We start from the raw sequence: 22811 nt of genomic DNA on the forward strand, positions 1-22811 counted from the left end.
CCTTCGCATGACCGACCGCGGCCGCACCGTTGATCTCGGCCCGCTGGATCGTGCCACCCTGACCCTGTTGTTGCGCGCGTTGTCGAGTGATCAACGCAGCGTCTACCTGGCCCTCCCGCGCGGGCGGCACGACCTGGCCGTGCTGATCGGGATCTACCTCCAGCTCATACGGCGCGGGGCAGAGCTGACCGGCGGATCACCCTGCCCGGTCCCTGTCGGGCCGGTGGTCGTTGTCGGACTGCGCACCAACGTCACCGTACGGCTGGCACAGCTCGCGATCGGCCGGCAGAACCTCTCGCGAGCCCTGCGCATGCAGAGAATTCGTGGTGACGGCCGGGTCGTCGACCTCCAGGGAAAGATCACGAGGGCCATCGACTCACCCTCGGGACTGTTCTACCTCAACACCGCACTCGGCAGGCCCTCGCTGGGCACTAGCGTCGGCACCGTCGTCATCGACCGCACCAGCATGGCCAACGACCATTCCTGGGAGCGCGCGCTGGCCTGGGCAAGCGAGCACGACGCCGCCCGTGTCGTAGCCGTGGCCGACCTTGGCACCCAGCCGGGCGGTAGCCGGGCCTGGACGCAATGGCCGTGGAGTCCCGCGCTGCGCGCCGACGTGCGGCACACCCTCGGGCACCGCCCCGCATGCGGCCCGCTGACTAGTAACGCCCTCCTCGCCCACCGCCCGGCAGTCGCGCCGAGCGTGGCCGTATACCGCCACAAGCAGCTCGCCGAGCTTCTCCGGAAGGTTGTGGTGGGTGTGGTCGCAGCACGGCGTGTGCGCGCGTCGGAGTCCTGGCCGCAGCCGGTCGCCGACGCCGTGCGTCTGCTCAACCTGCTGTGGTGCAGCTGGGGCTCGATCGGAAGGCAAGACACCTGGCAGGTACTGATGGGGCGCGGCAGTGGCGCACGGGCGCTGGCCCGGTCGGTGTCCCGAGGGACATTGGAGGGGCGGGGCGGGCCGTGGGGGCTGTTCCGCGAGACTCAATGGCCCGACCTTCGGCGTGGCGTGCTGGACCTGTATGAACTGCTGTACGACGACAACCCGCGCTGGGACCTGCTGCTTGCGCTGATCGATTGGGCACGGGCCAGCCGGACAGGCGCCCCCATTCTTGTCCGTACCCGCTCCCGCTCCGCCGCCGCCGCTGTCGCCGGGGAGCTGGCCGACGCACTCGGCGGTGATGCCGACTCCCTGCTGCTCGCCCCCCAGCCCGGGGCCGCCGCCGGCAGGGGAGCCGGTGCTCTGCACGTGATGCCCTATACGGAACGCCTGGCCTGGGACGCCTCGCCAAGGCTCGAGCTTCACCTCGGTGCCCCCTCGCCTTTACGCACCGGAGTGTTGTTCTCCGGTGCCGCCGATGAACACGTCGCCGTTGTAGAGCAGAGTGAGTACACCTGGCTGGAGCGTTCGGCCGACCGCGCGTTGAGCGGCTGGCACGAGCAGATACGCCAGACGGCCGCAGTGCTGAGGCTGGGCGAGGTACCGGAGCCGACGACCCCCTCGCTGCCCGTCGCCTACGGCCCTGTCGACCTCTCCGGACCGTCCTCCGCACCAGAGGATTCACCCCAGCACGACAGCTGGCTCGCCCTCGATCTCTCAGCGCTTTTTGAGGACTACGACCTTCCGGCCCGAGCCATCGGCACCCCGGAGGACCCCGGCCGCAGCGCCACGACGGCAGCGGACGACCCGGTGCCAGCCACGGCCGTGCTCACCGAACCCGAAGGGGCGGTGCTCTGGCTGCGCAGCGACGAGCCGGTCGACGTCCTCATAGGCCAGCGCTACGCCAGGGTGCCCGTGGCCGCGCTCACCCCCGGCAGTCGGCTGCTGCGCGCACGCGGCGACGGTCAGTCCAGACTCCACGACCGGCTCGTCATGGTGATGCATGACAGCGCCGAGGTGACCGCCATGGACACGATGATCGGCTTCTTCCGCCAGGCCATCACCGCCGTGTACGAGCAGCGAGGGTCGTGGCCGGACGTGCTCACAGCCCTGAACAACCTCGGGAGCGAGGTCTCGTCATGGCAGGCGGTGAGCAAATGGGCCGATGGCAGCGTCATCGCCCCGGAGGATCCGCAAGACATCCACCGGGTTGCCCTGCTGGCCCGGGATACCCGCCTGACCGCAGGAGGCACGTGGCAGCGCCTGGCCCGCATGGCGGAGGAACTGCGCCGTCTGCATCGGACGTTGGGCCACACCGCGGCGGCGGCAATGACCGAGGCCGCACGCGGCATGGAAGGCCCCGCGCTGCGCCAGCTGAAGACACTGTGCTCCGGGATCGACGTCTCGGAGATCCTCGAGGAATTCGACCTGGTCGTCGTCCGCCGCGTCGGCGGCCAGAAGAGCATGGCGGCGGCCGCCCTGGGCCGCGTACCAGGCCCCCGCGGCACAAGCAGCTCACCACAGGAGGCGCCGTGAACGATGCCCGCAACAACCCGTTAGCGCCGCACCCCGACAGCGCTGCCGACAACCAGCGGGAGACGGTGCTGATCGAACACCTGACGCAGGTCCTCGCCGACAGGCTCGCCGACCGCAGCGGTGCCCCGCACACACCCCCGTGGACACCACGCGACCACGTCGTCGTCGGAGTGCTGCCCGCCGTCGCGGCCACGCCGCGGCACCTGCCGGCACCAGACGAGGCGACGGCCGACCCGAGCCGTCGGCCCGTCGAGTCCCTGCGCGGCACACAGGCGCCCCCGGTCCTGGCGCTCGACTTCCGGGTGAGCACCGCCCCCGGCCGCAGGACCGCGCAACTCGCCGTCCACTGCCGATTCGCCCTGTACCTGGAGGACATCGCCAGCTACGCCGAACACATGGAGTACCTGCGCGGCGACGAAGGCCCCTCCGGTGCACATGCCCGGCCGGGAGAGTTGCTGGGCGTCTGGCGCCGCCAGGACGTTCACGTGCCCGACCTGGTGATCGAAGTGCCGCTCGGGGAAGGCGAACGCGATCCGCACGCGCTCGGCGAGGCTCAGCAGGTGCTGGACCGGGCGGTCCGCCGCGCGGTGGATGCGCACTTCACCCGCCCCGAGGCCCGTCGCCCGCTCACCGCTGGTCCGCAGAGCCGCCAGGGACGGCGTAGGCGCAACGTGCTTCCTGCGGAGGCCATGGCCGACGAGGAGGCATTCCACAGCCACGTCGCGGCACTGATGGACCGCGACGCAGCCCCTTGCGCGCCCCAACTGGTGCTGTCCGCGCACGCCCAAGCCTTGGACGGCGGCGATCACCTCGTACGCGTGTCCCTGCACAACGAAAGCGACACGGCACAGAGCGACTGGCAGGACCTCTCCGTGTACGACTGCCGCTTCGCGGTCCTTCCCGGAGACGGCATCAGCATCGTGCCCCAGCGCTTCCACCTCGCCCCCCGCGACTACCGGCTGGAGGCGCTGGCGGAGGTGATCGGTCGCGGTACCGGCTGCGCAGCAGTTCCCCACGGCAGCGGTCTGCGGACCGAGACCCTGCCCGTCCATGTCCAACGCACCGTCGTGCCCCGCCAAGCCGGGGTGCGGCACCCGCGGTGGAGTGAGCTCGCCGACGAGCCGGCCCCGATCCTGGACTCCGTCGAGGTCGCGATGGCCCGCTACTCCCGTGAGTTCGCCGCCGTCTGCCGTGCCGCCCAGCAGCTGCCGCACCACAAGGCCATCGAAGCCGACCGCGCCCAGTTCGACGACGAGGCCAGGAGGTTCGGCCTCGGCCGCGAGTGCCTGGACCTGGACCCGGACCTCAAACTCGCCTTCCAGCTCGCCAACGAGGTCTTCGCCCGCGTCAACAAACACCGCAAATATGACAGTTGGCGGCTCTTCCAGCTGGTCTACATCGTCTCGCACCTACCGGCCCTCGCCGTGCGCGAGCACCCGCAGCGGGCGGACCTGCGCGCTGAACTCGACCACACCGACGTGCTGTGGTTCCCCGCGGGCGGAGGGAAGACCGAGGCATACCTGGGGCTGATCCTCACGGCCCTGTTCTACGACCGGCTGCGAGGCAAGCACGCAGGGGTCACCGCCTGGCTGCGCTTCCCGCTGCGCATGCTCAGCGTGCAGCAACTCGACCGCACCCTGCGCATGCTGATCGCGGCCGAGACGCTCCGCGCCGAACGCCAGATCGGATCCCCCCACGACGACCCGTTCGCGCTCGGCTACCTGGCCGGCGGGACGGGCAGCCCCAACGACCTCCACTGGGAGCGGGGCTGGTGGCGCGGCTGGGAGACCGAGGCCGCGGCTACCCGGGCGGGGACCTTCGCCGAAGACCATCTGCGCGACCGGCTCGTGATTACCTGCCCCTACTGCGAGCGCGACAGCGTACGGCTGCGCCTGGACACCGACGCGGTCCGCCTGCATCACGAGTGCGCCGCCTGCCAGCGGATCCTGCCCCTGCACGTGAGCGACGTCGAGGTCTACCGCACATTGCCCGCGATCGTCATCTCCACCGTCGACAAGCTCACGGGGCACAGCTGGTTCCCCGAGTTCACCGCTTTCCAGCACGGGCCGAGGCACCGCTGCGCCGAGCATGGCTACTTCTCCTTCCCGCGTTTCGGAGTCTGCTCGGCCGGGCGGGACCATTGCACTGCGCCGAAGGGTGGCTACCCGGCGGCCCGCCCGATCAAGGACCCGGTACCGGCACTGACGGTGCAGGACGAGATGCACCTCCTCAAGGAGGAGCTCGGCGCGTTCAACGCGCACTACGAAGGCATGATCGCCGAACTCCAGTCAGGAGCGGGCAGTGGCCTGCCCAGCAAGGTACTGGGCGCCTCCGCCACCATCGAGCAGTATCAGGACCAGCTCCGCCAGCTCTACGGCCGCCGTCCCCGTGCCTTCCCCGCGCCGGGATGGACACTCGGCGAAAGCTTTTACACCACGACCCGGCCCGACTTCCGGCGCGTTCACATTGGAGTGCTTCCGCACAAGCGCCGAAAAGCCGACGTCGCCGCGATCGTGCAGGGCGAGCTCCTCACCGAGATCGCCCGGCTCCAGGAGGAGCCCAAGGCCCTGCGCGAGCGCCTAGCCCTGCACGGGCTGCCCGACTCGGACCTCCCACGGCTCCTCTTCCCCTACGAGGTCTCCCTGGCCTATGTGAACAGCAAGCAGCACGGCACCCAGCTCGACGAGGAGCTCGGCCAGCTCTCCGACGACCTTCAGCACGCCGGACTCGACCGCGTCGAGCACGCGGTGCTCACCGGCGAAGTCCCTGTCCCCGAGCTCGCCGCGGCCATCGCCCGGGTCCAACGCGAGCACCTGGACATCCCGCGAGGAGAGCGACTGCGCGCCCTGGTCGGCACCAGCGTGCTCAGCCACGGGGTGGACCTCGAGCGCCTCAACCTCCTGGTCCTGGCCGGCATGCCGCCGACCGCCGCCGACTACATCCAGGTCACCGCCCGGGCCGGGCGAACCCACGCAGGCCTCGTCGTCACCGTCTACGACCCCGTTTCGCGCCGCGAACGCTCCATGTTCTCCAACTTCCTGAGCTACCACCGCCTGCTCGACCGCATGGTCACCCCCGTGCCCGTCAACAAATACGCCTACTTCGCAGCCCGACGCACCCTGCCCGGCATCGTGCTGGCGCTGCTCCACGACGCCGCCCGTGACCCCGCGCTGAAGCCACCACCGGAAGGAGCCGACTACTCCAAAGACTTCAAGCGCTGGTGGAGCGCCCAACGACCACTCCTCGACCCCTGGCTGGAACGACGCATCCCAGCCTGCTACCGCGAGCGCGTGGCGGGCGTCAATGGGCGCGGACTGGAGAACGACCTCGTTGAGCGCATTATCGAAACCTGGCGGCAGGAGGAACGGCCCAACCTCAACAAGGGGGCAGAGGAAAAGCGCACCGCATACCTCTTCCTCCAACAGCCGCTCACCAGCTTCCGCGACATCGACAAAAGCACATCCTTCCAGTCGCTGACCAGCAGCCAGGACGCCTTCAAAGCACTCGCCACCAACACCGCCGACAGCAATAAGGGAGGCAAGGATGAACCGCAGCCGTAGCCAAGCCATGACCGCCTTCCTGCCCGGCGCCGTCTTCCGCCACGAACAGCGACTACGCGGCAGGGTCCAGGCAGTCGACGGAGACGTGGTCAAGAAGCTCAACGAAGACGTCATCTACGACGAGATCTCCCGCTACCTGGAGCGCTGGAGCGAAGACGCCAGAGCCGCCCTGCCCCTGCCGCAGGGCCGACTCCGGCAGAACTTCGTCCTGGTCAGCCCCGACCTCGTTCGCTTCGAGGTATTCCCCCTCGTCCTCGAATGCGTCCGCCGCTCCTGCCGCCGCGTGCGCACGTACGTGAAGCCCCAGCAACTGGCGGCCGACCCCCGGTGCCGCACCTGCGGTGCACAGCTGCGGCAACTTCCGTACTTCAACGCGCACAACTGCGGACGCGTCCGTCCCATGTACGTGCCCAAGTGCCGTGTTCCCGCGCACGGCTACGACCACATCGTGTTCGAGAACACAGGAAGCTTCGTCACCGCCCTTTGGCGCTGCGTCGGCCCAGGCTGCGGCGGCGCGAAGCTCCAGGGCACCTCGCAGTCCCCCTGCGGCTGCGAATGGAAGGACGCAGCCGGCCGCGCCATGATGCGGGCAAGGACGTTCAACGACACCCGCGCCTACCAGGTCCACGCCCTCCAGCTCGTCAACATCGACAACTCCGAGTTCCGGCAGTACCAGCGCCACCCCCAGCGCGGCCGGATCGCGGCCGCCCACTACCTGAACCGGATCGACTCCCTGGCCCAAGGCATCGGCGAAGCCTCCCAGAACGTCACGGTAACGCGCCTGTCCCCGCAGGAATGGCAGCAGAAAGAACAGCAACTGCGCCAGATCCACATGGGGGAGGAGGCCATCGAGCAGCTCCGCAGAGTGATGGGCCCCGAGGAGAGCGGCCTGGCTGCTCTGCCCAGTACGGACGCCGCCAACGCGCGGTGGGAACTACTCGGTGCAGACCGCCCCTTCGTGGAACGCGCAGCCGTCTTCGACCCCGCCCAGATACAGCGCATCACCCTCGACGACCAGTGTGCACGCTTCGCCGAGCTCCAGGACCGGCTGGCCCAGCAGACCACGGAACGCGCCCGCGAGCAGGCCCGCACCCTGGGGATCGCAGAGATCGCGGTCACCTGGGAGTTCCCCGTAGCCCGAGTCGCCTTCGGCTACACCAGAGAAGAGCACGAGCCCGAGCGGGGAGTCCTGACCGGCTTCCACAACAAGTACCACCACGACGGAAAGTATCCGGCCTACGTCGCAGCATCGGACACCGAAGCCCTCCTGGTCACCTTCTCCGCACGTTCCGTCCTGTCGTTCCTGAATGCCAAAGGACTCTCTGTCGGGGCGGCCGAAGACGAATCGGCGGCCCGCCAGCGGCTACTGGAACTGTTCACGGACCAAGACGACCCGGAAGCCGCCCGCGCGGCAGCAACCGTACACACGATCATCCACACCCTCGGCCACCTCCTGCTTCGGTCCCTGGACGACGGCCAAGTAGGACTGGCCGAAAACACGCTCGCCGAATGGGTCGTCACGAAGGCGCTCACCGTCGCCATCTACGCCGACAACGTCCGTGAATTCACCCTCGGATCACTGTGGACCCTTCTCAGCAACCGCGTGCTCAGCTGGCTGGAAAGTACCGCAGACTCGGTGCTCAGCTGCGAGAACGACCCGCTGTGCCATCAGTCCGCACCACGCTGCTGCGAACGCTGCGTCTACCTCACCTTCGGCTGCCAGCTGTTCAACGACGACCTCGACCGGGGCCTCGCCGCAGAGTTCCTCCGCCACACCGCCGCCTCGAGCCACACATGACCGACGAACTGCGACCGCTGGTCCCGCTCGCCCAGCTACTAGAGCGCCTCGCGGGCAGCTACGCGGCAGCCGCCGAATGGACACGGCAGATCGCCAGAGCAGACACCCTCGACGCCCTCCGCGAGCACGGGGTCGCAGACGATCACGCTACCGCCGTACGCCAGCTCGCCGCCGAGTGCGGCCTACTGGGCTCAGACCGGCACGCAGAGCTCGTCCCTGCCCGCCTCTCCCAACTCCAGGTGCTCCTGGACGTCCTGGACGGCCTTGACCCACCGCCCGCAGCACCACCATCCGAGCGCCCCCTGGTGTTCACCACCCCGCGAGCCGCCGCCCACCTGGTAGCACCCCCCGTCCGACGCCTGGACCTGCTAGTCCAGGACGTCATCGCCGGAGCCAACAGCGAACTCCACATCGGCGGCCCCTTCTGGAACCGCCACGGCTGCGACCTACTGCGCGAGGTTCTGCTGCCCGCCGTCGCCGAGCGCCAGGTCGCCGTCCACTTCTACGCCCACGACCCAAGCAGCCGGGCCCAACCACTGAACGATCTCGTCAAAGACTGCGCTGAATACGGAAGAACGTCCCTGTACTGGTGGACCGGCGCCAACCCCGGCATCATGCACGCCAAGTTCGTGGTTGCCGATCGCGCCACCGGCTACTTCGGCAGCGCGAACCTGTCCTCCCTCGGTCTTCAAGAGCACTTCGAGATCGGCATGGAACTGGGAAGCACACAAGCATCGTCACTGGTGGACTTGTGCACCCGGTTGCGCCAGGAAGGCTTCTTCGCCCAGGTCACCAAGGGGCCGGGACGTGCACCCGACCCGCTCGTCCTCGTGGAGACCGTCGACGGGAAACGACGCTTCGGCCAGTTGCGATCCTGGCACACCACCAGGGACGGCCGCCGTGAAGCGGACGTGCTGTGCCGCCTCTCGGATGACGCTCCGCGACCAGCCAGAGTCCGCGTCGATGAGAGCCGCATCCGGCTCTTTCCCGGCGTCGACTACGCAAACGTGCCGACAGCAGGCGGCACCCGGGCAGGCGACGGCGAAAGCGGAGGCGCCGAGTAGTTCGTGACACGAGGCGAACGGCCCACTGCCTGCCACCTGGTGTGGCGGTCGCCGATACTCCTCGCCCCGAACTGACCAGGAGGCCCGTGGTCAGGTTCTTGTGGCCCAGTCGAGGCCGGGGGCGGTGAGCTGCTTGCGCTGCTCGTCGCTGAGGCGGTCGCGCCTGTTGCGGGCGGTGGTGACCCAGGAGCCTAGCCGGAGCGGTCCGCGTCACAGGCGGGCCGGAGATGCGCGACTTCCCCCTGGACCGCGCCTCGCACGAGGCACTCGTCACCGCCGTACTCGCTTGGAGGACGGCGAGCGGGGGCCGGGCTGCTCACCCCTGCATGGGCTCAAGGACGACGTCGATGGTGAGGGCGAACCGGGGACGTGTGGTGCGCCCGGTACCTTGCGCCGCGTGGAGTGTCCGGTCGCTGCTGCTGCCGAGCCACAAGCCCACGACCAGATCGGGCAGGTACTGCTCCATGGGCACCGCCGTGTGCCGGATGACTGTGTAGCCGACGGTGAACTGCTTGGAGGAGGCGCAGGCGGTGGCACCCTCGACGGCGCAGAGGAACTTCGCCGGAACCACGAGAACATCACCGGTGCCCCGGATCAGCCAGTACGCGGCGCTGGCGCTGTGCTCCAGCAGGTCGTGCAGCTGACGGCGCTTGATGGTCCAGGTGTCCTCGCGCCCGGTGCGGCCGGGCATCAGCGCGGTGGACTTCTTCACCTGGATGAGGTCTCCCGTCCGCAGATGGAGCTGGCCGGGGACACGGATGTCGACGACGACGCCGATGTCGGCGCCGTTGGTCCGTTCCTCCTTCTTCGTCACGGTGCGGTGGCCGACGCGCAGATGCGGACCGGCCACCCCGGCCAGGTGCGTGTGGGCGGGCAGGGCGGTGAACTCGCGGACGAGCCCGGCCAGCAGCGTGGCGGTCAGATGTTCCTCCTCGGCCAGCCCGAGGTCGTCCATGGAACCAGCGAAGTCCGCGACTGCGCGGCGGGTGGCACCCCGAACGAGACCCTCCAGTCCGTGGTCAGCAAGCCAGGTGGACGACGGAGCGGCCAGCGGTCGCGGAAAGTCGTTCCGCCGGGCGTCGACCGAGGCGGAGACGATGTCGAGCAAACGCTCTTCCAGCGGTCTCGTGGACTCGACGGCGGCCTGCAGTCCGGCGGCACGCAGCTGGACGCTGAGGACCGGGCTGCGACTACAGCGGCTGACCGCCCGCCGGACGGAGGCGTGCTTGTCGGCGAGCGCGACGGTGAGCGCCATGTCCACACTCTGCAACGGCGTACCCAACAGCAGGAGCCACTCCAGCGAGCGCGCCCACATCCCCGGCCGGGCACGCTTCTCCACACGCCGACGCAGTCCGGCCGCCGCTACCGAATCCCGCTCCCCGGCCAGGAGCGCCAGGTCGCACCACAACCCGGCAAGTCGCTGATCCACATGGGAGTCGAGACGTTCCAGCAGGCGAGAGACCCACATAGCGTGGCGGCGATCACCCTCACGCAGTCGGTACGCGCGGGCGAGCCCCACGGCAACCGCCGCAGGCACCGGCAGCACGGCGGCGACTGCGGGTGTAGCGCACACCGCCCAGCTCACCACGAGCGGAGGGCGACCCGGCCAGGGCCACTCCACCAGTGACCGGTGAGCGCACTCGGCCAGCAGGAGTTCCTCCACCCAGACCGGGTGCGACCCGGCGAACACGGCGAAGGCGTCCGGATCCAGCCGGGTGAGATCTTCGACGTCTGACGCAGAGGCACTCAATGCCGCTCGGCAGCAGTTGGAGCATGTCGGAACGACACTGTAATGGTCGGGGCAGGATTCCACCCCGCGACTCTACGACTCCCGACACAAGCACTCTGCGTGATCAAAAGAACTCGGACCTCCAGACCCGCGACTACGAGCAGATCGCCCTCCAGGTCACCGGGCATGCCTGCGCCGTCGTCACCGAAGTCCGCCGTCACGCCGCCATTCGGCCCAAGAGCGACGGCCGTGGCGCCCTCGCCGAAGTTGTCCTCCGCGAAGCCGACGGCCACCTGTCCGCACCGCTGGAAGGCACCGCCCGCTGCGCCCAGAACCTCGCCCGCCTCGTATGGGCCCTCTACCGCTGGATGGACCACCTCACCGAACCCGCTCGGGCCGCCACGTAGCCGCAGGGGAGCATCCCAAGACCTCAGGACCTACACACACTCCAGTGCGATGCCTCGGGTGCTGAGCAGCGGTACCGATGCGCCGACGGTCGACCGCGTACCAGTTCTGGCCGGTGTGTCAGTTCCCCGCACTACCCTTCAATCAGGAAGACCTGAAGGGGACAAAGTGGCCAGCAACGGAATCGATCAGCGAGCGATCGAGAAGCACGTGAAGGCGCTCAACAAGGCGTATGAGCGGGCCGCCAAGAAGTACCCGATCACCGTGCCGGTTACGGGCAGGGGCTTCACCCTCTCTTCCGCCGGCACCGGGGCTGGGATCGAGCAGGACCCGCAGCTGGTCCGGTTGCTGACCTGGCTGGGCGAACAGCCTCAAAGTCAGCTCGCAGCACTGAATGCCTATGCCGAACACTCAGGTGTCCCTTTGGATGACGTCAAAATCTTGGCCCTTGAGCTGGAGCGAGACGGCTTGGCCGACTCTATGAAGACCTTCGGCTCAGACAACCCCTACCGGGTGACTGATGACGGGCGAGTCGAGCTACGACGGCTCGCCCAACTGCGCAGCGCACCCGCCGCCCGGCACCGCTACGCGACCGATGCCTTTCTGCGCTGGCTGTATGACACCGCTCACGACCGGCGCCCCACCCACCCAGCCGGCTTCCTGGCCACCACCGAGTCACACTTCGCCGGGGGCGAACTGTCAGAAACCGAACTCGACTACGCCCTGGCCCGCCTGACGAGCTCTGGCCTCGTCGACGATGCCGATACAGAGCCCAAGACCGTCGCCATCACCATCGACGGCATCGACTGCGTACTTTCTGGAGTAAGCGTGAGCGACTACCTCAACCGAACCCGCCCCGGCGACTACTACAGCATCACCGGCACGAACGTCGTCGCCGGATCCCAGGGAAAGGTCGAGCAGCACAATCACAACAACGCCTTCGACCCCAGCGCCCTGCGGGAGTTCGCGGCACTGGTTCAGCAGCTCGCCCCGACCTACGGCATTGAGCCCGAACAGCAGGACGCACTTATCCACGACGCAGAAGTCCTCGCCGAGGAGGCCAGCAGCAACAACGCGCAGCCTGGCCGTATCCGCGCCGCCTTCGACACGGTCATGGGTGGCCTCACTCAGATCGGTGCAGCCTCCGCTGGCCTGACCACCACGATCCAGCAAGGCCAGCAGGCATTCAGTACTGTCTTCGGCGGCTAGCTTCCGCTCCAGCACCCCCGGCCGGGTGGCGTGGTTGTCCGCCACAATGGCAGCCACCCGTTGCCTACCCTGTCCACTCCAGCCCGAGGCTGGCAACGGCCGCAGTGCCCGCGTCGAAGTCGTCCTTGAGGAGGCCGACCGCCGACCGCCGACTGCCGGTCGGCACGGAAGGCACCGTGCGCCGCGTCCAAGGCCGCGCCCGCCTCGTCCGCGCCTTGTACGAGCGCTTGGACCGCCTTGTCGCCGCCCTGAGCTGACCACTATGCGACCGGCGGACCTGGGTCGTTGTGGAACAAGGCACCGCGATCGGTCTGCTCGTCGCAGTGCCGCCACTGGCCTGGATCGACAGCATTCCGACACTCGAGCACGACCGGCGGCTGCTGTTGCTCCGTGGCCTGCGGGGGCAGCTCGGGATCCCAGGACCTACACGCACTCCAGTGCGATGCCACGGCGTCTGGGCCCGGCGTGGCGCCTCCCCGTCCAACCCCGGCTTCGGCCGACTTCGCGCAAGAGAAACTCGACTTCGGCTGACCCGACGACAATGAGGCCGGACAGGATCACCCTGCCCGGCCTCATTATCTACTCCCACAGCCCCTTGGCGATGTCCCACAGGGTTTCGACCCAGTCGGGCGGGTCGGTCATGTACTTCTCCGTCAGGCGGGACATGAACGTCCGCGCCGCGCCCTGGGCAGCGCCTTGGGCGGGACCGAAAGGGATCATCTTGCCTTGCCCCGCTGCTCGTTGCCGGCTGAGGCGGATACGCGGCCCCACACGAACTCGAGGTCGTCCAGCAAGGGCGGTCTCAAGTTCCTTCTCCCACTGGCCGCACAGACTGGACGGGTTGGTCTCCATCCGCTCCGCGATGACCAGGGTCTCGGGCTGCCATCAGCGCGGATTCGTCGATCGGGTCACCGCGGAGGACGACCGGCTCCGGCAGCTCGCCCCGCTACTTCCGGGAAGACGACGATTCTGAGGGGCCGGGTCGTTCAGTTCTTGCTGTCGCCTGTGCCTGCGGTGGTCTGGCGTTCGCGGCGCTTCGCGCGCGTACCGTTTGCGGGCCTTCCCACGCTCTCCCAGTCCGGCTCTGGTCCCGGGTCCTTCGTCGGGATCTTGGTGACCTTCAAGCCGACGGCCCGGCCGCGGGTGTGCTGACCGGTGTCACAGGTCAGCAGGCGTACCTCCCGGTTGGCCAACGCCTGAATGTGCACAGCCCGGTCGATGATTTCGTCATCCGCGATCGGGAGCCGCACGTGCCCGGGCTGGTCCAGGACGATCTCGACGTGCACGTCACCTCGGATGTTCGGAAGCCCGCTCCCATCCTGGAACGTCATTGCTCTGCGCCAGACTCCAGACGTTGAACCGTTCAGTAGCCTGTCCAGAAGACCGAGCGTGTGAGTGGCCCGCCACCGGCCATGTTGCTTGCTCGTCTCCTTGAGCCCATCGAGTTCGTCCACGACTGTGATGGGGAACAGCAGCCGAACGTTGGTGTCGGGACGCAGGTCGAGGATGGTGTGGAGGTCGATGTCCTCGAGCTTTTCTGGGTTATGGCAGTAGAAGCTGGAGTCGGCGACCACGAAGACCTCTTGGCCGAACCAGCGGTGCAACCGGTCGTCCAGGGCTTCTACGGCGGCGCTGAGGTCCGCGACGCGCTCAGCGAGCTCGAGGTTCACCAGGCCGTTCACGAGGTGCTCTTGGTCGCTCCCAGTGAGGGTGCCGCAGTTACCGAGGAGCACTTCGTACCGCCGGGTCAGGACCAAACGGTTGATGTCCCCGTCGCTTATCTGGTGCCGCAGGGTGCCCGACGTGTCCGTGGCCCACTCCAGGTACTGCAGGAGCCAGCGGTAGGTACTGGTGTTGTGCGCACTGCGGAGGCTGTCGGCTGCGAGGTGAGCGCTGCTGAGCGCGTCGCGGATGTTCTGGGAGTGGGCGCCGGGCCTCGCGGTGATGAGCATGCTCACGATCCTGTCAGCAGGCCCGGTTGGTGTTCACCAGGTTTCCCAAGGCCAACGCTGATGATCAGTATTCTGTTCGCTCGCCCGGTGCCCGAAAGACCGCCCCCGTCACTGGTGGGGGTGGCCTTCCGCCGTTTCCCGGCCGATCGCCAGCGCCCGGAGTAAGACTGGCCGCCGACCACTCCACCCCGCAGCAAGGAGCCGATCATGGCCCAGAACCATGCCCGCCGCACCACCGACCGGTCGAGGCCCGCCAAGCCCCGCGCCTCGAGATGGACCGTCCTGCGTGGTCTCCTCGAGAGCGTTGCCCAGTTCGGCGACAAGGCGACGAAGACGGTTCGAGGAGTGCTCAGGACTTGCCAGGATGCCGAGTCCGCCTACCGGTGTGCGCGCGACATCGTCACGGCGGTCAGCGGCCTGTGGAGGGACTTCTTCAACCCAGCCGAGGCGACCGGGCACGCCTGATCTGCTGCCGTTCTACACCGGCCTGTCGGTGCCCGCGGCCCAACACCTCCAGAGTCGCCGCAGGCAGCAGCCTCGCGGCCATCTCCCGGTCCACCGCATCCGCCCGGTCTTGTCTGCTCACCACCAGCCCCCGAACCCCTGGCCCCAACCTTGCCTCCTGCGCCTCGTAACCCGCGAAACAGACAGCCTCTTCCGCATAGGCCGCCATGACCCGGGCGAAATGGCCAGATCACCTCTCCCGGACTGGCTCCGATCCCGGAGGCTGATCTGCAGGTTCGCGGCTGAGCTGTTCCAAGATGGCGCGCAGTTCGTTGCTCCGGATTTCGGGATGGGCTGGTGCCGGGCCGGGCCGCTGCTGCGCGGGCACTGCGGTCAGCTGCGGCACCCGGACCTCCAGCGGCGTCCTGGCGAGCCCCAGGCGGGTAGGCCAGGCCATGGAAGGGAGCCGGTAGACGGCATCCTGGCACCAAGCCGCAGCCCCGGCGTTAGCCTTGGCGGCGAGCCTGCGGGTGAGGCAGCCCTGCTGCGGGCGGTAGTGCGCGCGGGTGGTGGAGAGCAGCAGACACGTCGGCGACAGCGGAGCGAAAACCTCGATCGTCTCAGGCAGCAGCGGGGGAGTGAAGCTGAATGTGCCGTCCTTGCGCCGCAAGGACACCCCACTATCGGCCAGGACCAGCAGCGGATCCGCCGAGCGCAGCAGCACCAGGCGACGGCCCGGGGCGGCGAGAAGGCCGCGGGTGCGCTCGAAGGCCCGGATCGAAGCGCGCAACGCCGAACGCGGGTCAACGATCACAGACGGATCGGGCGCCGCCCGCACGGCCGCCCAGAACACTCCTAGCCGCTCCACCTCCGACAACGGCCGACCCAGCCGCCCCTCGCAGACCCCCACCGCCTCCAGCGCCCACAGAGCCGGGAACAGATGACGGCTGACCTGTGAATCAAAGGACCTGAACGCCTGGGTGCGCACCACCTGCCACGCCAACGCGTCCAGCGCCACCGCCCGCCGCCCTTCCACTAATGGCCACTGCCCCTCCCGCACAGCACGTAGAACCGGCGCACACCGGCCGTCGACATGGCGGTCCAGATAGGTCTCCAGCGCCACGCGCCGCTCACCCTCGGAGAGGGGATCGGTGTTGAAGTGCCGGGCCACAGCCGCACGCCGCACCGGGGTGCGATGCTCCGCACCACTGCGCCATCGTCCGAGCACGTGCCCGTCCTCGGCGAAGGCCCGCAGCCAGTACTTCGGCACCAAGTGGTGTTCCTTGGCCGTGTTCGCTCCCACCGTGCCCCCTACCGCCCCGCACCGGCGGGCTCGGTGGGTGTCTGTGCGGCCTCGGCTTGGCGCCAGGGATAGCTGTCCCAGCCGGCGTCCAGGACGGCGTTGCGGGCGTGGGTATGACCGCTCAGCGCCTCGCGCAGGGCATAGGTGGAGCGCTGGGCGTCGCCCGCACGCTCCAGCAGGAGCTGGCCGAGGGGAGCGTCGGTGATGGTGACCAGATTCTCCAGCTCGCTGATGCTGCACACCGTGACCGGCACCGTGGTGTCCGGCAGGTGCGGCCGCTGCCCGGGGGCATTGACGATGTGGAACGGCTCCATCGTTACGACCAGACCGTGCACCGGCCTGCCAGCAGGCACCCCGGCGAACTCCCTGCGGCCGCTGCTGATCAGGGCGGCAGTGTTATCGATCTGCTCGAAAGCGCGGCCGAGCATACGCTGCACCTCGCTGACGCGCTGTTCCGTGGCCAGGCGCAGATGCGCGGTGGGCCGCACGGACTTCACCTCCACCAGCAGCACCAGCTCCTCGAGGACGACGATCCAGTCGACGCTGCGTGCCTGGTTTTGGCCGTAGATGATTTCCGGCTCGACCGTCGTCTCGGGCAGCAGAGCCAGCTGACGGCCGACGTAGGCCTCGAACAGGTCACCCAAGTCCTGGGCGAAGGCGTTGCCGAACCGGGTGACGCCGGTGTAGTAGATGCCCAGCGGGCTCGCCTTGGCGGGGATCAAATCGCTGACCGGTGCGAGGAAACCCGGCCCGTAGCCCTTCAAAAGAGGTGTGCCGCGCAGCGGGTTGTACTCGTAGCGGCGCAGGAGCGGATCGCGGGTCATCCGGGCCTGCTCGTTGGTCTGCCGGAAAGCGGCCGTATCGGTCGCGAAGTGCTTCTCGGTCACCGACATTATGGTCTTGGCGGGAACCTCCGTACAGATCCGCTCCGCGCCCGGCGTCTTCAGCGAGTCCGGGTCGAACCGGCCGGCGCAGCTGATCGCCGATCCCCACAGCAACTGGGCGATGCCGACGTAGTGCGACAGACTCGCGCCCAGCAGCTCTTCCCCCCAGCCCGGACGCAGGCACCGCGCCTCACGGCTCCCCGCCGTCTGCGTGAGCATGGCCGCGGTACGCGCCAACTCCTGGAACACCGGCTCCTGGTAGATCATCTGCTCCCCGGAGGCCCGCAGCATCCACCGGCCCAGAGCATCCTCGTCCTCGCTGCGGAAGAGGTGGTCCTCCAGATGTGAGTACATGTCCAAGATCCGCAGAAGGTCCGTGTCGTCCGCGTCCTTGCGGTACTCGTTTCCGTACGCCAGCGACACTCTGGCGGCATCAGCCAGCGCCCACGGCGTGTACTTCCCGTACGGGCTCTGCAGCCACGACGATTCCAACGAGTAGGCAGCCGACGCTTGCGCGATCAGCGGCAGCAGTGCACTGGGCCGGTGCCTTCGAACCCGCGCCACGTAGTCCGCATCCCGTACCACCTGACCCTCCGGTGCCTGCGTCATGCCCTCAAGCATCTCCTGTTGGGCTCCGCGCTGTCCTGCTCATTACGGCCCGATCCTGGAACAGCGGCGTCGGCGCCGCGGAAGATCCCAGTTGTGGGGTCCAGACGTGCGGGCCGACGCGGCGCCGAGGCCCTGCACAGCGGAGGATGGCTCCCGCCACCCGCCTGTACTCCGAGATCCGCGCCGCGGTGGGGAGTCGCAGCCCCGGGTGGGTCAGGCCGTGCCGGTTGTGCAGCCCACTGGCGAAGTCCTGCGGGTCCTGCTGATCGTTCGCGATGGGCCGCAGGATGCCGTCGGCGAGCTGTTATGGGTGGGCGGTCTTCAGACCGACGCTCCGAGCTTCGCGGGCGCCGCAGACCGTGGAGCCGTCGGAGAGCTCGAGGCCGCTCGACTCCTTGACCGCCAGGCGACGGCAAGAGGGGCGTGGACAGAAAAGTGACACCGCCTACGCCGCGCTGCCTGACGGCCGCCGGATACCGCGAAACGGACATCACCGTCCATCAAGCCCTCGGAGCCGGTCAGCTTGTGATAGCACCCGCGTCGGCGGAGTCCAGCCCTTCCGGCTCTGGCGTACCGGTAGGTATTCTCTGCTCTACGTGCATCGCCTGCACGTGCTGCGGCCGGGGCCCACCTCCTGGTCGATAGCGAACCTGAGCGGCCGCTCGGAAGGCGTAAAGGATCTTGGTGTGTTCGCAGACGTGTCCATGACGTCCCGCGCACCTGGCACCGCCGGGGTGGGACGGCACCGCCAGCGCGCAGGAGCTGTCATGACGAGCCGGAACACCACCCATCAACAACGCATCGCCAAAAGCCTGAGTGCCATCCTGGGCTGTGGCCATCAAGAAGCCCTGCGCCGCGTGAGGGAAGCCGCGGCCGCAGACCGACTGCCCAGCCCTCTCAACGCCCAGGGACGGGCAGCGGCCGTCGGACTCCTGGCCCGTGAAGCGACGATGGCGACAGAGAACCGGACAACCACCACATCCCCGCTACCGGAGCCCCGTACACCGGCGCGGTGTGTATGGCCGTGGAGCGGCGCATCCGGCCTGGCGCCCCTGGCCCCAGGGACGGTGACGAGCCTGGTGTCGCTGCCGACGGCCGGCCGCTCCACACTGGCGCTGAACGTTGCTCTACACAACGCCATGGAGGGCATCTGCGCACTGTTCACCTCGGGGGAGATCACCAGTAGATCCCTCGGGCAGAAGATCCTCGCCGCCCGGTACGGCTTCGACGCCCGTTCCCAAGAGCCTCCCGGCGGCAGGGAGGCGTTCAAGGCCACCGCCCTGCCCGAACTGAACGCCGCCCCCCTGCTCAGACACGGCGCGCGAGTCGGCACCAGCGCACCCGACAGCCTCCGCGCCGGCCTTGTGGCTGCAGCGCGGAAGAACCGGACACTGCGGCTGTGGATCGTCGACTCGGTATGGCACTTCAGCGACTTCACGGACGAGGGACGCGACACCGCCTCAACCATGGCCGAACTGAGGACCCTCGCCCGCGAACACGACCTGGCCGTCCTTGTCACCTCACAGGTCCTCACCACCGACCCGCAAGACCCGGACGAGCCGGTCACTGCAGCCCACCTGCCGGACGGCATGGCCTCGCACAGTGACAGAGTTCTCGTCCTGGACCGGCCCGGCACCGAGCGGCTGCGGCGTGGCGACACCTATCCGACCGCCGCCACCCTGCGCAGCCTGTCCAGGCCAGGCTTCGAAGTCGAACTCGAACTCGAGCCGGAGCACTGCCGGTTCGTCCTGGCATGACACTTCCTCTTCCCGCCCACCCCGGCAAGCCCGCCAGGCGGGCTTGCCGGGGTGGACGCGGACCCGATGCTGAGCCACCCTCTGGGACGGCCCGTAGTGCCGGGCCTGGCTGGAGACCCGGCCCCCTCGGGTCGTGGCCGGCCCCGACGGTTAGTCCGCCTATAGGCAGCGGTTGAGGGCTTTTGCCAGCCCGGTCCAGGTCCTGACCCGCCCGGGGACGTCGACAGGTGCTGGCCATCGTCCTGACCGGAACCGGAGCAGCAGCCTGCTGCGCCCTGTACTTGCCCGCAGCCCGGGAGAAGGTCAGCGGCGTGTGAGCCGCTCGTCCACCGTGCGCAACCGGGCAGCCGGGGCGTCGTAGGGCAACAGGGAGGATGTGTCGACGAAGGGGACGACGGCGGGCCATAGGGTCGACGCGGCGGGGGAGTTGTTGCCTGCGTGGCGTTCGGTGACGGCCGCGGCCGCCCCGGCCAGGAGGTCGGCGAGCTGGACAGAGGGGTGGTCGGAGCTGGAGCCGCGGACGACGGCCGCGACGTCGGCGCCGCGCTCCCGCGTGAACAGGGTCATGCCGACCGGGCTGCGGGCGTAGAGCTTCACCGTGCTCAGGGCGTTGTCGGTGAGCATGCGCTGCTCGTCGGTGAGCAGGCTGACACGGCCGAGGCGGTGACCCCAGCGACGAGCCATCTGGGTTGCTGCGGGTATGAGCATCTCCAGCAGAGGGAAATCCGCGTTCTCGTCGTGCAGGGCTGCAGCGTAGGCCCGAGTGGAACGCACCCGTGCCAGCAACTCGGTGACGGGCTTGCGCGTCGAGGCCGCCCAGGCCCGTTCGATCACCGCGAAGAACGCCTCCGACGCCTCCTCGTAGCGTGCTGCGCCCCGCTGCGAGGCTAGTGCCACGAACGCGGACATCAGCTCCCCGAACAAGGCGCCCCCCAGGGCCCGCGGCCCCTCAAGGGCCAACGTGCGTGCCAGAGCGCGGGCCTGACCATCGGCATACAGGTTGCCGCCCTCGGCGTACTCCTTCTCCTCCAGCAGCAGGTCGATCACCTTCGCCGAGGCCGCGAACTCCTTCTCAACGACGTACACCGAGCACCTGTCGTGGAGCGCACCACCGGGCTCCCACAGCTCCTTCAACAAGGCCAGCCGCTGCGCATGGTCCTTGAAAAGGCGGAACTTGAGCTCCCCCGCCTGGCGGATGCCGCCCCGCTCCCGCAGCTCCTGCACCAACACCGCAGCCTCCGCGTCGTCGACGGCGACCGAAGCGAAGACCAGGAACCGGCGCTGCCGCCCGACGAGTTGTTCGCCGTCCCACCCCGACTCGTCGCAGGCGACCCACCAGCCGTGACTCTCGTCGTTGGCGGTGGGCTTCTGCTGCGTGAGCTGGGTGTACTTCTCTCCGGTCAGTGGCACAGCGACATTGTCCACGCTCGGCGGCGGGGCGTGCGCCCGCGAGGCCGCAGGTATACGGTCACCGCGCCAGCACGCCTGGCAGCTCCTGCTCGACGCCGTCGAGGGCCCGGACCCAAGCGGCTCATCGAACAGCCGCTGCGTGACGTCTTCAGCGTCGCCTGTGAGGCTGGCCCCGGAGACGGCCCCGAAGGCTGTACAACGGGCGTCCAGGCCGCCCCCGCCAGGCGAGCGCTCAGGTCGTGCCGGCGTACGCGATGGTGAGGACGGTCATCATCAACGAGTCATGACCGAGGAGGACCACCGCGGTGACGTGGCCCTGGGCGACGGTGCGGATGATGCCGTCGTCCTGCCCGTACGGCTCCGAGTACGCGATCGGATCCTGCTGGGCGTCGACCAGAGCGAGCGCGAGGTCCCGCCGGGCGAGCTCGGGCAGCTGCTTGTACGCGTCGAAGACGTCGGCCGGGAAGTGGAGCCGGTAGGCCACGCCGCTCCCTGGCCGCGGTCGCTACGGTTGTTGCCCTGGCGCGGCTCGGCGTCCCTCAGCACGTCGGCGGTGACGTCCCTGGTTTCCAGGCCGTCGGGGAGAACACCGCGCATCTTCATGTGCATGCGGGCGGTCTCGATGAGCGGCCGCGCCGACTCGAGCTGCTCGGCAGCCGAAGCCCACCCGTCGAGTACGGCGGGCAGGTCCTCGATCGGGGTGAGGTTGACGTCCTGGAGCAGCTGCTGCCGGGATGCCGAGTGCGGCAATGCGACGTGCAGCCGGTCCACTGTCCAGTCCTCGTGCGCCATGTGCCCCTCCTGCGGTCACGCCCGGATAGCCAGAGTAGCGCCAAGAAGCCAGACGTACCGGACCTGGTGGTCTTCGCTTCCGTGTCCGGGGTGGTTCTCGGTTGGGTGTCCGGCGTTGGGTGTTGTGGGCCGGACCGATTCGGTTTTTTCTGTGGGGTGTTGAGCGGCCATGGCCGGGCGCTGGTGTTGGACAAGTAGTGAGGATTGGTTGGTCACTGGGTGAGGATCACCTGGTCAGGGGGTGAGGGCTCCAAGAGAGCAGGGTCTTTCGAAGCCGAATGTGAGGGTCAGGCCGTCGGGGAGGCCGTCCGTGACAACGGCGTCCTCGCCTGGCTCCTCGACCGCGTCGTTGGCCGGTGGGCGCCCGGCCGGGCAGCGCCGGATGGCCCGAGACGGGTATGGCGATGCCCGCGCCGGACATGTTCCGTGCGGGCATCGCCATTGTTCCGTCAGGCAGCCCACTCCAGCCCGAGGTTGGCGAGCGTGCTGAGCTGGTCCTCGGTGAGCCGGTCTCGGCGGGTCTTCTGGTTGCTCAGAAATACGCCTAGCCGTACCGATGTGCCGTCGGGGAGCTCTTCGATGTGGCTTCTTCCGACCACGCTCTTCCCTTCCCGTGCGATGTACTGAGCGAGGGCTGCTACGCCCCGCTGGAACGCTTCGCTGCCGCGTGCTGCGCCTGTTCCCGCCGGGCGCGGTGTACGGCTGCGAGAGGGCCGTTCAGCGGCTCGTACACCCAGCTCGTCCAGGCGTCGTTGCTGTTCGGGGTTCAGGCGTGCCCAGTCGCGGGCTTGCCGGGCGGTCCAGCGTCCGATGTCGTCGCCCCGGTAGGTGACGCCGGGCGTGATCTCTTCCAGCTTTCCGCCGGCCGTGAGGAGGGTGGTGAGCCCGGCCCAGTGGCGTTGCCAGTCGACGGTCCACCCCAACTGTCCGGGGTTCCAGTCCGGGTCGATCGCGGCGAGTTGCTCGGCACGCCGCGCGGCACGCTCGGGGTCCTTCCCCAGTCCGCCGGGCCGTCGGAGGTTGGTGAGCCATTGCCCGACGGGTTTGTCCAGGGCGGTCGTGTGGCGGGGCGCGGCCAGCGTGCCTGCTTCCGTGTAGTACGCGCGGGCGGCGGCGAGGTTCTCGGCGAACTGTGCGTCGGCGGTGTCCCACACCATGCCGAGCTCTTCCAGCTCATCCGCCCGGGTGCTGGACATGGTCCCGGCCCGGTAGGCCCTTCTCTGGTCGGACAGCCACCTGCCCAACGGATAGGTGCCCTCGGCGTGTTCGTAGGGCACGTCCAGCGAGCCCTCCCGCTCGATATACCGCCGGGCGGCGTCGTAGCCGCGGGCCCAGTCCTGACGCTCGGTGTCGAGGACCTGGAACTTGACCCACTTCGCGACCATCACCGGATCCCTGGGGGCCGCGAACCGGAGCAGCAGCCGTGTCTCCTCCTGGCCGTCTTCCGGCTCCGGACCGATGTACTGCGACGGATCAACG

At 68.7% G+C, this 22811-nt stretch carries 16 protein-coding genes and 1 pseudogene; 9 read left to right on the plus strand and 8 right to left on the minus strand.

Features of this window, described 5'->3' with window-relative positions; genetic code table 11:
* Nucleotides 1-7: 7 nt before the first annotated feature.
* The 4 genes from FHX80_RS32920 to FHX80_RS32935 are packed head-to-tail and all read left to right on the plus strand — an operon-like array spanning nucleotide 8 to nucleotide 8838.
* Nucleotides 8-2416 (plus strand): DISARM anti-phage system protein DrmE domain-containing protein, encoded by a 2409-nt coding sequence (locus FHX80_RS32920; RefSeq protein ID WP_145768098.1) that lies wholly within the window; start codon nucleotides 8-10, stop codon nucleotides 2414-2416.
* Complete coding sequence (locus tag FHX80_RS32925) at nucleotides 2413-5976, plus strand: helicase-related protein (RefSeq protein WP_145768099.1); 3564 nt, start codon at nucleotides 2413-2415, stop codon at nucleotides 5974-5976. The genes FHX80_RS32920 and FHX80_RS32925 overlap by 4 nt, the downstream gene beginning before the upstream one ends.
* The gene (locus FHX80_RS32930; protein ID WP_145768100.1) at nucleotides 5960-7774 is read left to right on the plus strand and encodes a hypothetical protein; all 1815 of its coding nucleotides are present in this window, start codon (nucleotides 5960-5962) and stop codon (nucleotides 7772-7774) included. Before FHX80_RS32925 ends, FHX80_RS32930 begins: the two co-directional genes overlap by 17 nt.
* Nucleotides 7771-8838 (plus strand): phospholipase D-like domain-containing protein, encoded by a 1068-nt coding sequence (locus FHX80_RS32935; protein ID WP_145768101.1) that lies wholly within the window; start codon nucleotides 7771-7773, stop codon nucleotides 8836-8838. Before FHX80_RS32930 ends, FHX80_RS32935 begins: the two co-directional genes overlap by 4 nt.
* A 316-nt stretch (nucleotides 8839-9154) precedes the next feature.
* Here the strand turns inward: FHX80_RS32935 and FHX80_RS32940 are convergent, their stop codons facing one another.
* Entirely contained in the window at nucleotides 9155-10306 is a 1152-nt protein-coding gene (locus tag FHX80_RS32940; protein ID WP_167523804.1) for a hypothetical protein, read from the minus strand.
* 305 nt (nucleotides 10307-10611) lie between these two features.
* Here FHX80_RS32940 and FHX80_RS32950 point away from each other — a divergent pair, with 305 nt between their 5' ends.
* The 3 genes and pseudogenes from FHX80_RS32950 to FHX80_RS36225 form a co-directional block, all read left to right on the plus strand.
* Nucleotides 10612-10974, plus strand: coding sequence for a restriction endonuclease (locus FHX80_RS32950; protein WP_244318739.1), 363 nt, complete (start codon nucleotides 10612-10614; stop codon nucleotides 10972-10974).
* 166 nt (nucleotides 10975-11140) lie between these two features.
* Nucleotides 11141-12181: a hypothetical protein gene (locus FHX80_RS32955; protein WP_145768103.1), complete on the plus strand. Its 1041-nt coding sequence runs from the start codon at nucleotides 11141-11143 to the stop codon at nucleotides 12179-12181.
* Between the two features lie 140 nt (nucleotides 12182-12321).
* A pseudogene (locus FHX80_RS36225) lies at nucleotides 12322-12438 on the plus strand (restriction endonuclease); the annotation flags it as partial.
* A 322-nt stretch (nucleotides 12439-12760) separates the two neighbouring features.
* Here FHX80_RS36225 and FHX80_RS35000 read toward each other — a convergent pair.
* Together FHX80_RS35000 and FHX80_RS32965 are read right to left on the minus strand one after the other, a co-directional pair.
* The gene (locus FHX80_RS35000) at nucleotides 12761-12901 is read right to left on the minus strand and encodes a hypothetical protein (RefSeq protein ID WP_167523805.1); all 141 of its coding nucleotides are present in this window, start codon (nucleotides 12899-12901) and stop codon (nucleotides 12761-12763) included.
* A 266-nt stretch (nucleotides 12902-13167) separates the two neighbouring features.
* Nucleotides 13168-14133, minus strand: coding sequence for a PIN domain-containing protein (locus FHX80_RS32965; protein ID WP_145768104.1), 966 nt, complete (start codon nucleotides 14131-14133; stop codon nucleotides 13168-13170).
* 207 nt (nucleotides 14134-14340) lie between these two features.
* Between FHX80_RS32965 and FHX80_RS32970 the strand changes: the two genes are divergently transcribed.
* Nucleotides 14341-14598, plus strand: coding sequence for a hypothetical protein (locus FHX80_RS32970; RefSeq protein WP_145768105.1), 258 nt, complete (start codon nucleotides 14341-14343; stop codon nucleotides 14596-14598).
* Between the two features lie 229 nt (nucleotides 14599-14827).
* Here FHX80_RS32970 and FHX80_RS32975 read toward each other — a convergent pair whose 3' ends face one another.
* Both FHX80_RS32975 and FHX80_RS35005 read right to left on the minus strand, forming a co-directional pair.
* Complete coding sequence (locus FHX80_RS32975) at nucleotides 14828-15847, minus strand: DUF4238 domain-containing protein (RefSeq protein WP_244318755.1); 1020 nt, start codon at nucleotides 15845-15847, stop codon at nucleotides 14828-14830.
* Between the two features lie 41 nt (nucleotides 15848-15888).
* Nucleotides 15889-17373: a hypothetical protein gene (locus FHX80_RS35005; protein WP_167523807.1), complete on the minus strand. Its 1485-nt coding sequence runs from the start codon at nucleotides 17371-17373 to the stop codon at nucleotides 15889-15891.
* A 1079-nt stretch (nucleotides 17374-18452) separates the two neighbouring features.
* Here FHX80_RS35005 and FHX80_RS35010 point away from each other — a divergent pair.
* Nucleotides 18453-19130 (plus strand): DnaB-like helicase C-terminal domain-containing protein, encoded by a 678-nt coding sequence (locus tag FHX80_RS35010; RefSeq protein WP_167523808.1) that lies wholly within the window; start codon nucleotides 18453-18455, stop codon nucleotides 19128-19130.
* A 303-nt stretch (nucleotides 19131-19433) separates the two neighbouring features.
* On the opposite strand, the gene FHX80_RS32990 is transcribed toward FHX80_RS35010, so the two are convergent.
* From FHX80_RS32990 to FHX80_RS33005, 3 genes are all read right to left on the minus strand, one after another.
* On the minus strand, nucleotides 19434-20540 hold the full coding sequence (locus FHX80_RS32990) for a DUF3800 domain-containing protein (protein ID WP_145768108.1): 1107 nt from the start codon (nucleotides 20538-20540) through the stop codon (nucleotides 19434-19436).
* 232 nt (nucleotides 20541-20772) lie between these two features.
* Nucleotides 20773-21024 (minus strand): hypothetical protein, encoded by a 252-nt coding sequence (locus tag FHX80_RS32995; RefSeq protein ID WP_145768109.1) that lies wholly within the window; start codon nucleotides 21022-21024, stop codon nucleotides 20773-20775.
* A 757-nt stretch (nucleotides 21025-21781) separates the two neighbouring features.
* Nucleotides 21782-22811: helicase associated domain-containing protein (locus FHX80_RS33005; RefSeq protein ID WP_208764852.1), on the minus strand; the 1030-nt coding region annotated here is incomplete at its 5' end.

It is taken from the genome of Streptomyces brevispora (assembly GCF_007829885.1).
In the GTDB taxonomy this organism is placed as follows: Bacteria; Actinomycetota; Actinomycetes; order Streptomycetales; family Streptomycetaceae; genus Streptomyces; species Streptomyces brevispora.

Bases quoted from the DNA above. Each gene is read 5' to 3' on its own strand.
- FHX80_RS32920 (WP_145768098.1), top strand. From the start codon at position 8: ATGACCGACCGCGGCCGCACCGTTGATCTCGGCCCGCTGGATCGTGCC.
- FHX80_RS32930 (WP_145768100.1), top strand. From the start codon at position 5,960: ATGAACCGCAGCCGTAGCCAAGCCATGACCGCCTTCCTGCCCGGCGCC.
- FHX80_RS32935 (WP_145768101.1), top strand. From the start codon at position 7,771: ATGACCGACGAACTGCGACCGCTGGTCCCGCTCGCCCAGCTACTAGAG.
- FHX80_RS32940 (WP_167523804.1), bottom strand. From the start codon at position 10,306: ATGTGGGTCTCTCGCCTGCTGGAACGTCTCGACTCCCATGTGGATCAG.
- FHX80_RS32950 (WP_244318739.1), top strand. From the start codon at position 10,612: ATGTCGGAACGACACTGTAATGGTCGGGGCAGGATTCCACCCCGCGAC.
- FHX80_RS35000 (WP_167523805.1), bottom strand. From the start codon at position 12,901: ATGATCCCTTTCGGTCCCGCCCAAGGCGCTGCCCAGGGCGCGGCGCGG.
- FHX80_RS32965 (WP_145768104.1), bottom strand. From the start codon at position 14,133: ATGCTCATCACCGCGAGGCCCGGCGCCCACTCCCAGAACATCCGCGAC.
- FHX80_RS32970 (WP_145768105.1), top strand. From the start codon at position 14,341: ATGGCCCAGAACCATGCCCGCCGCACCACCGACCGGTCGAGGCCCGCC.
- FHX80_RS35005 (WP_167523807.1), bottom strand. From the start codon at position 17,373: ATGACGCAGGCACCGGAGGGTCAGGTGGTACGGGATGCGGACTACGTG.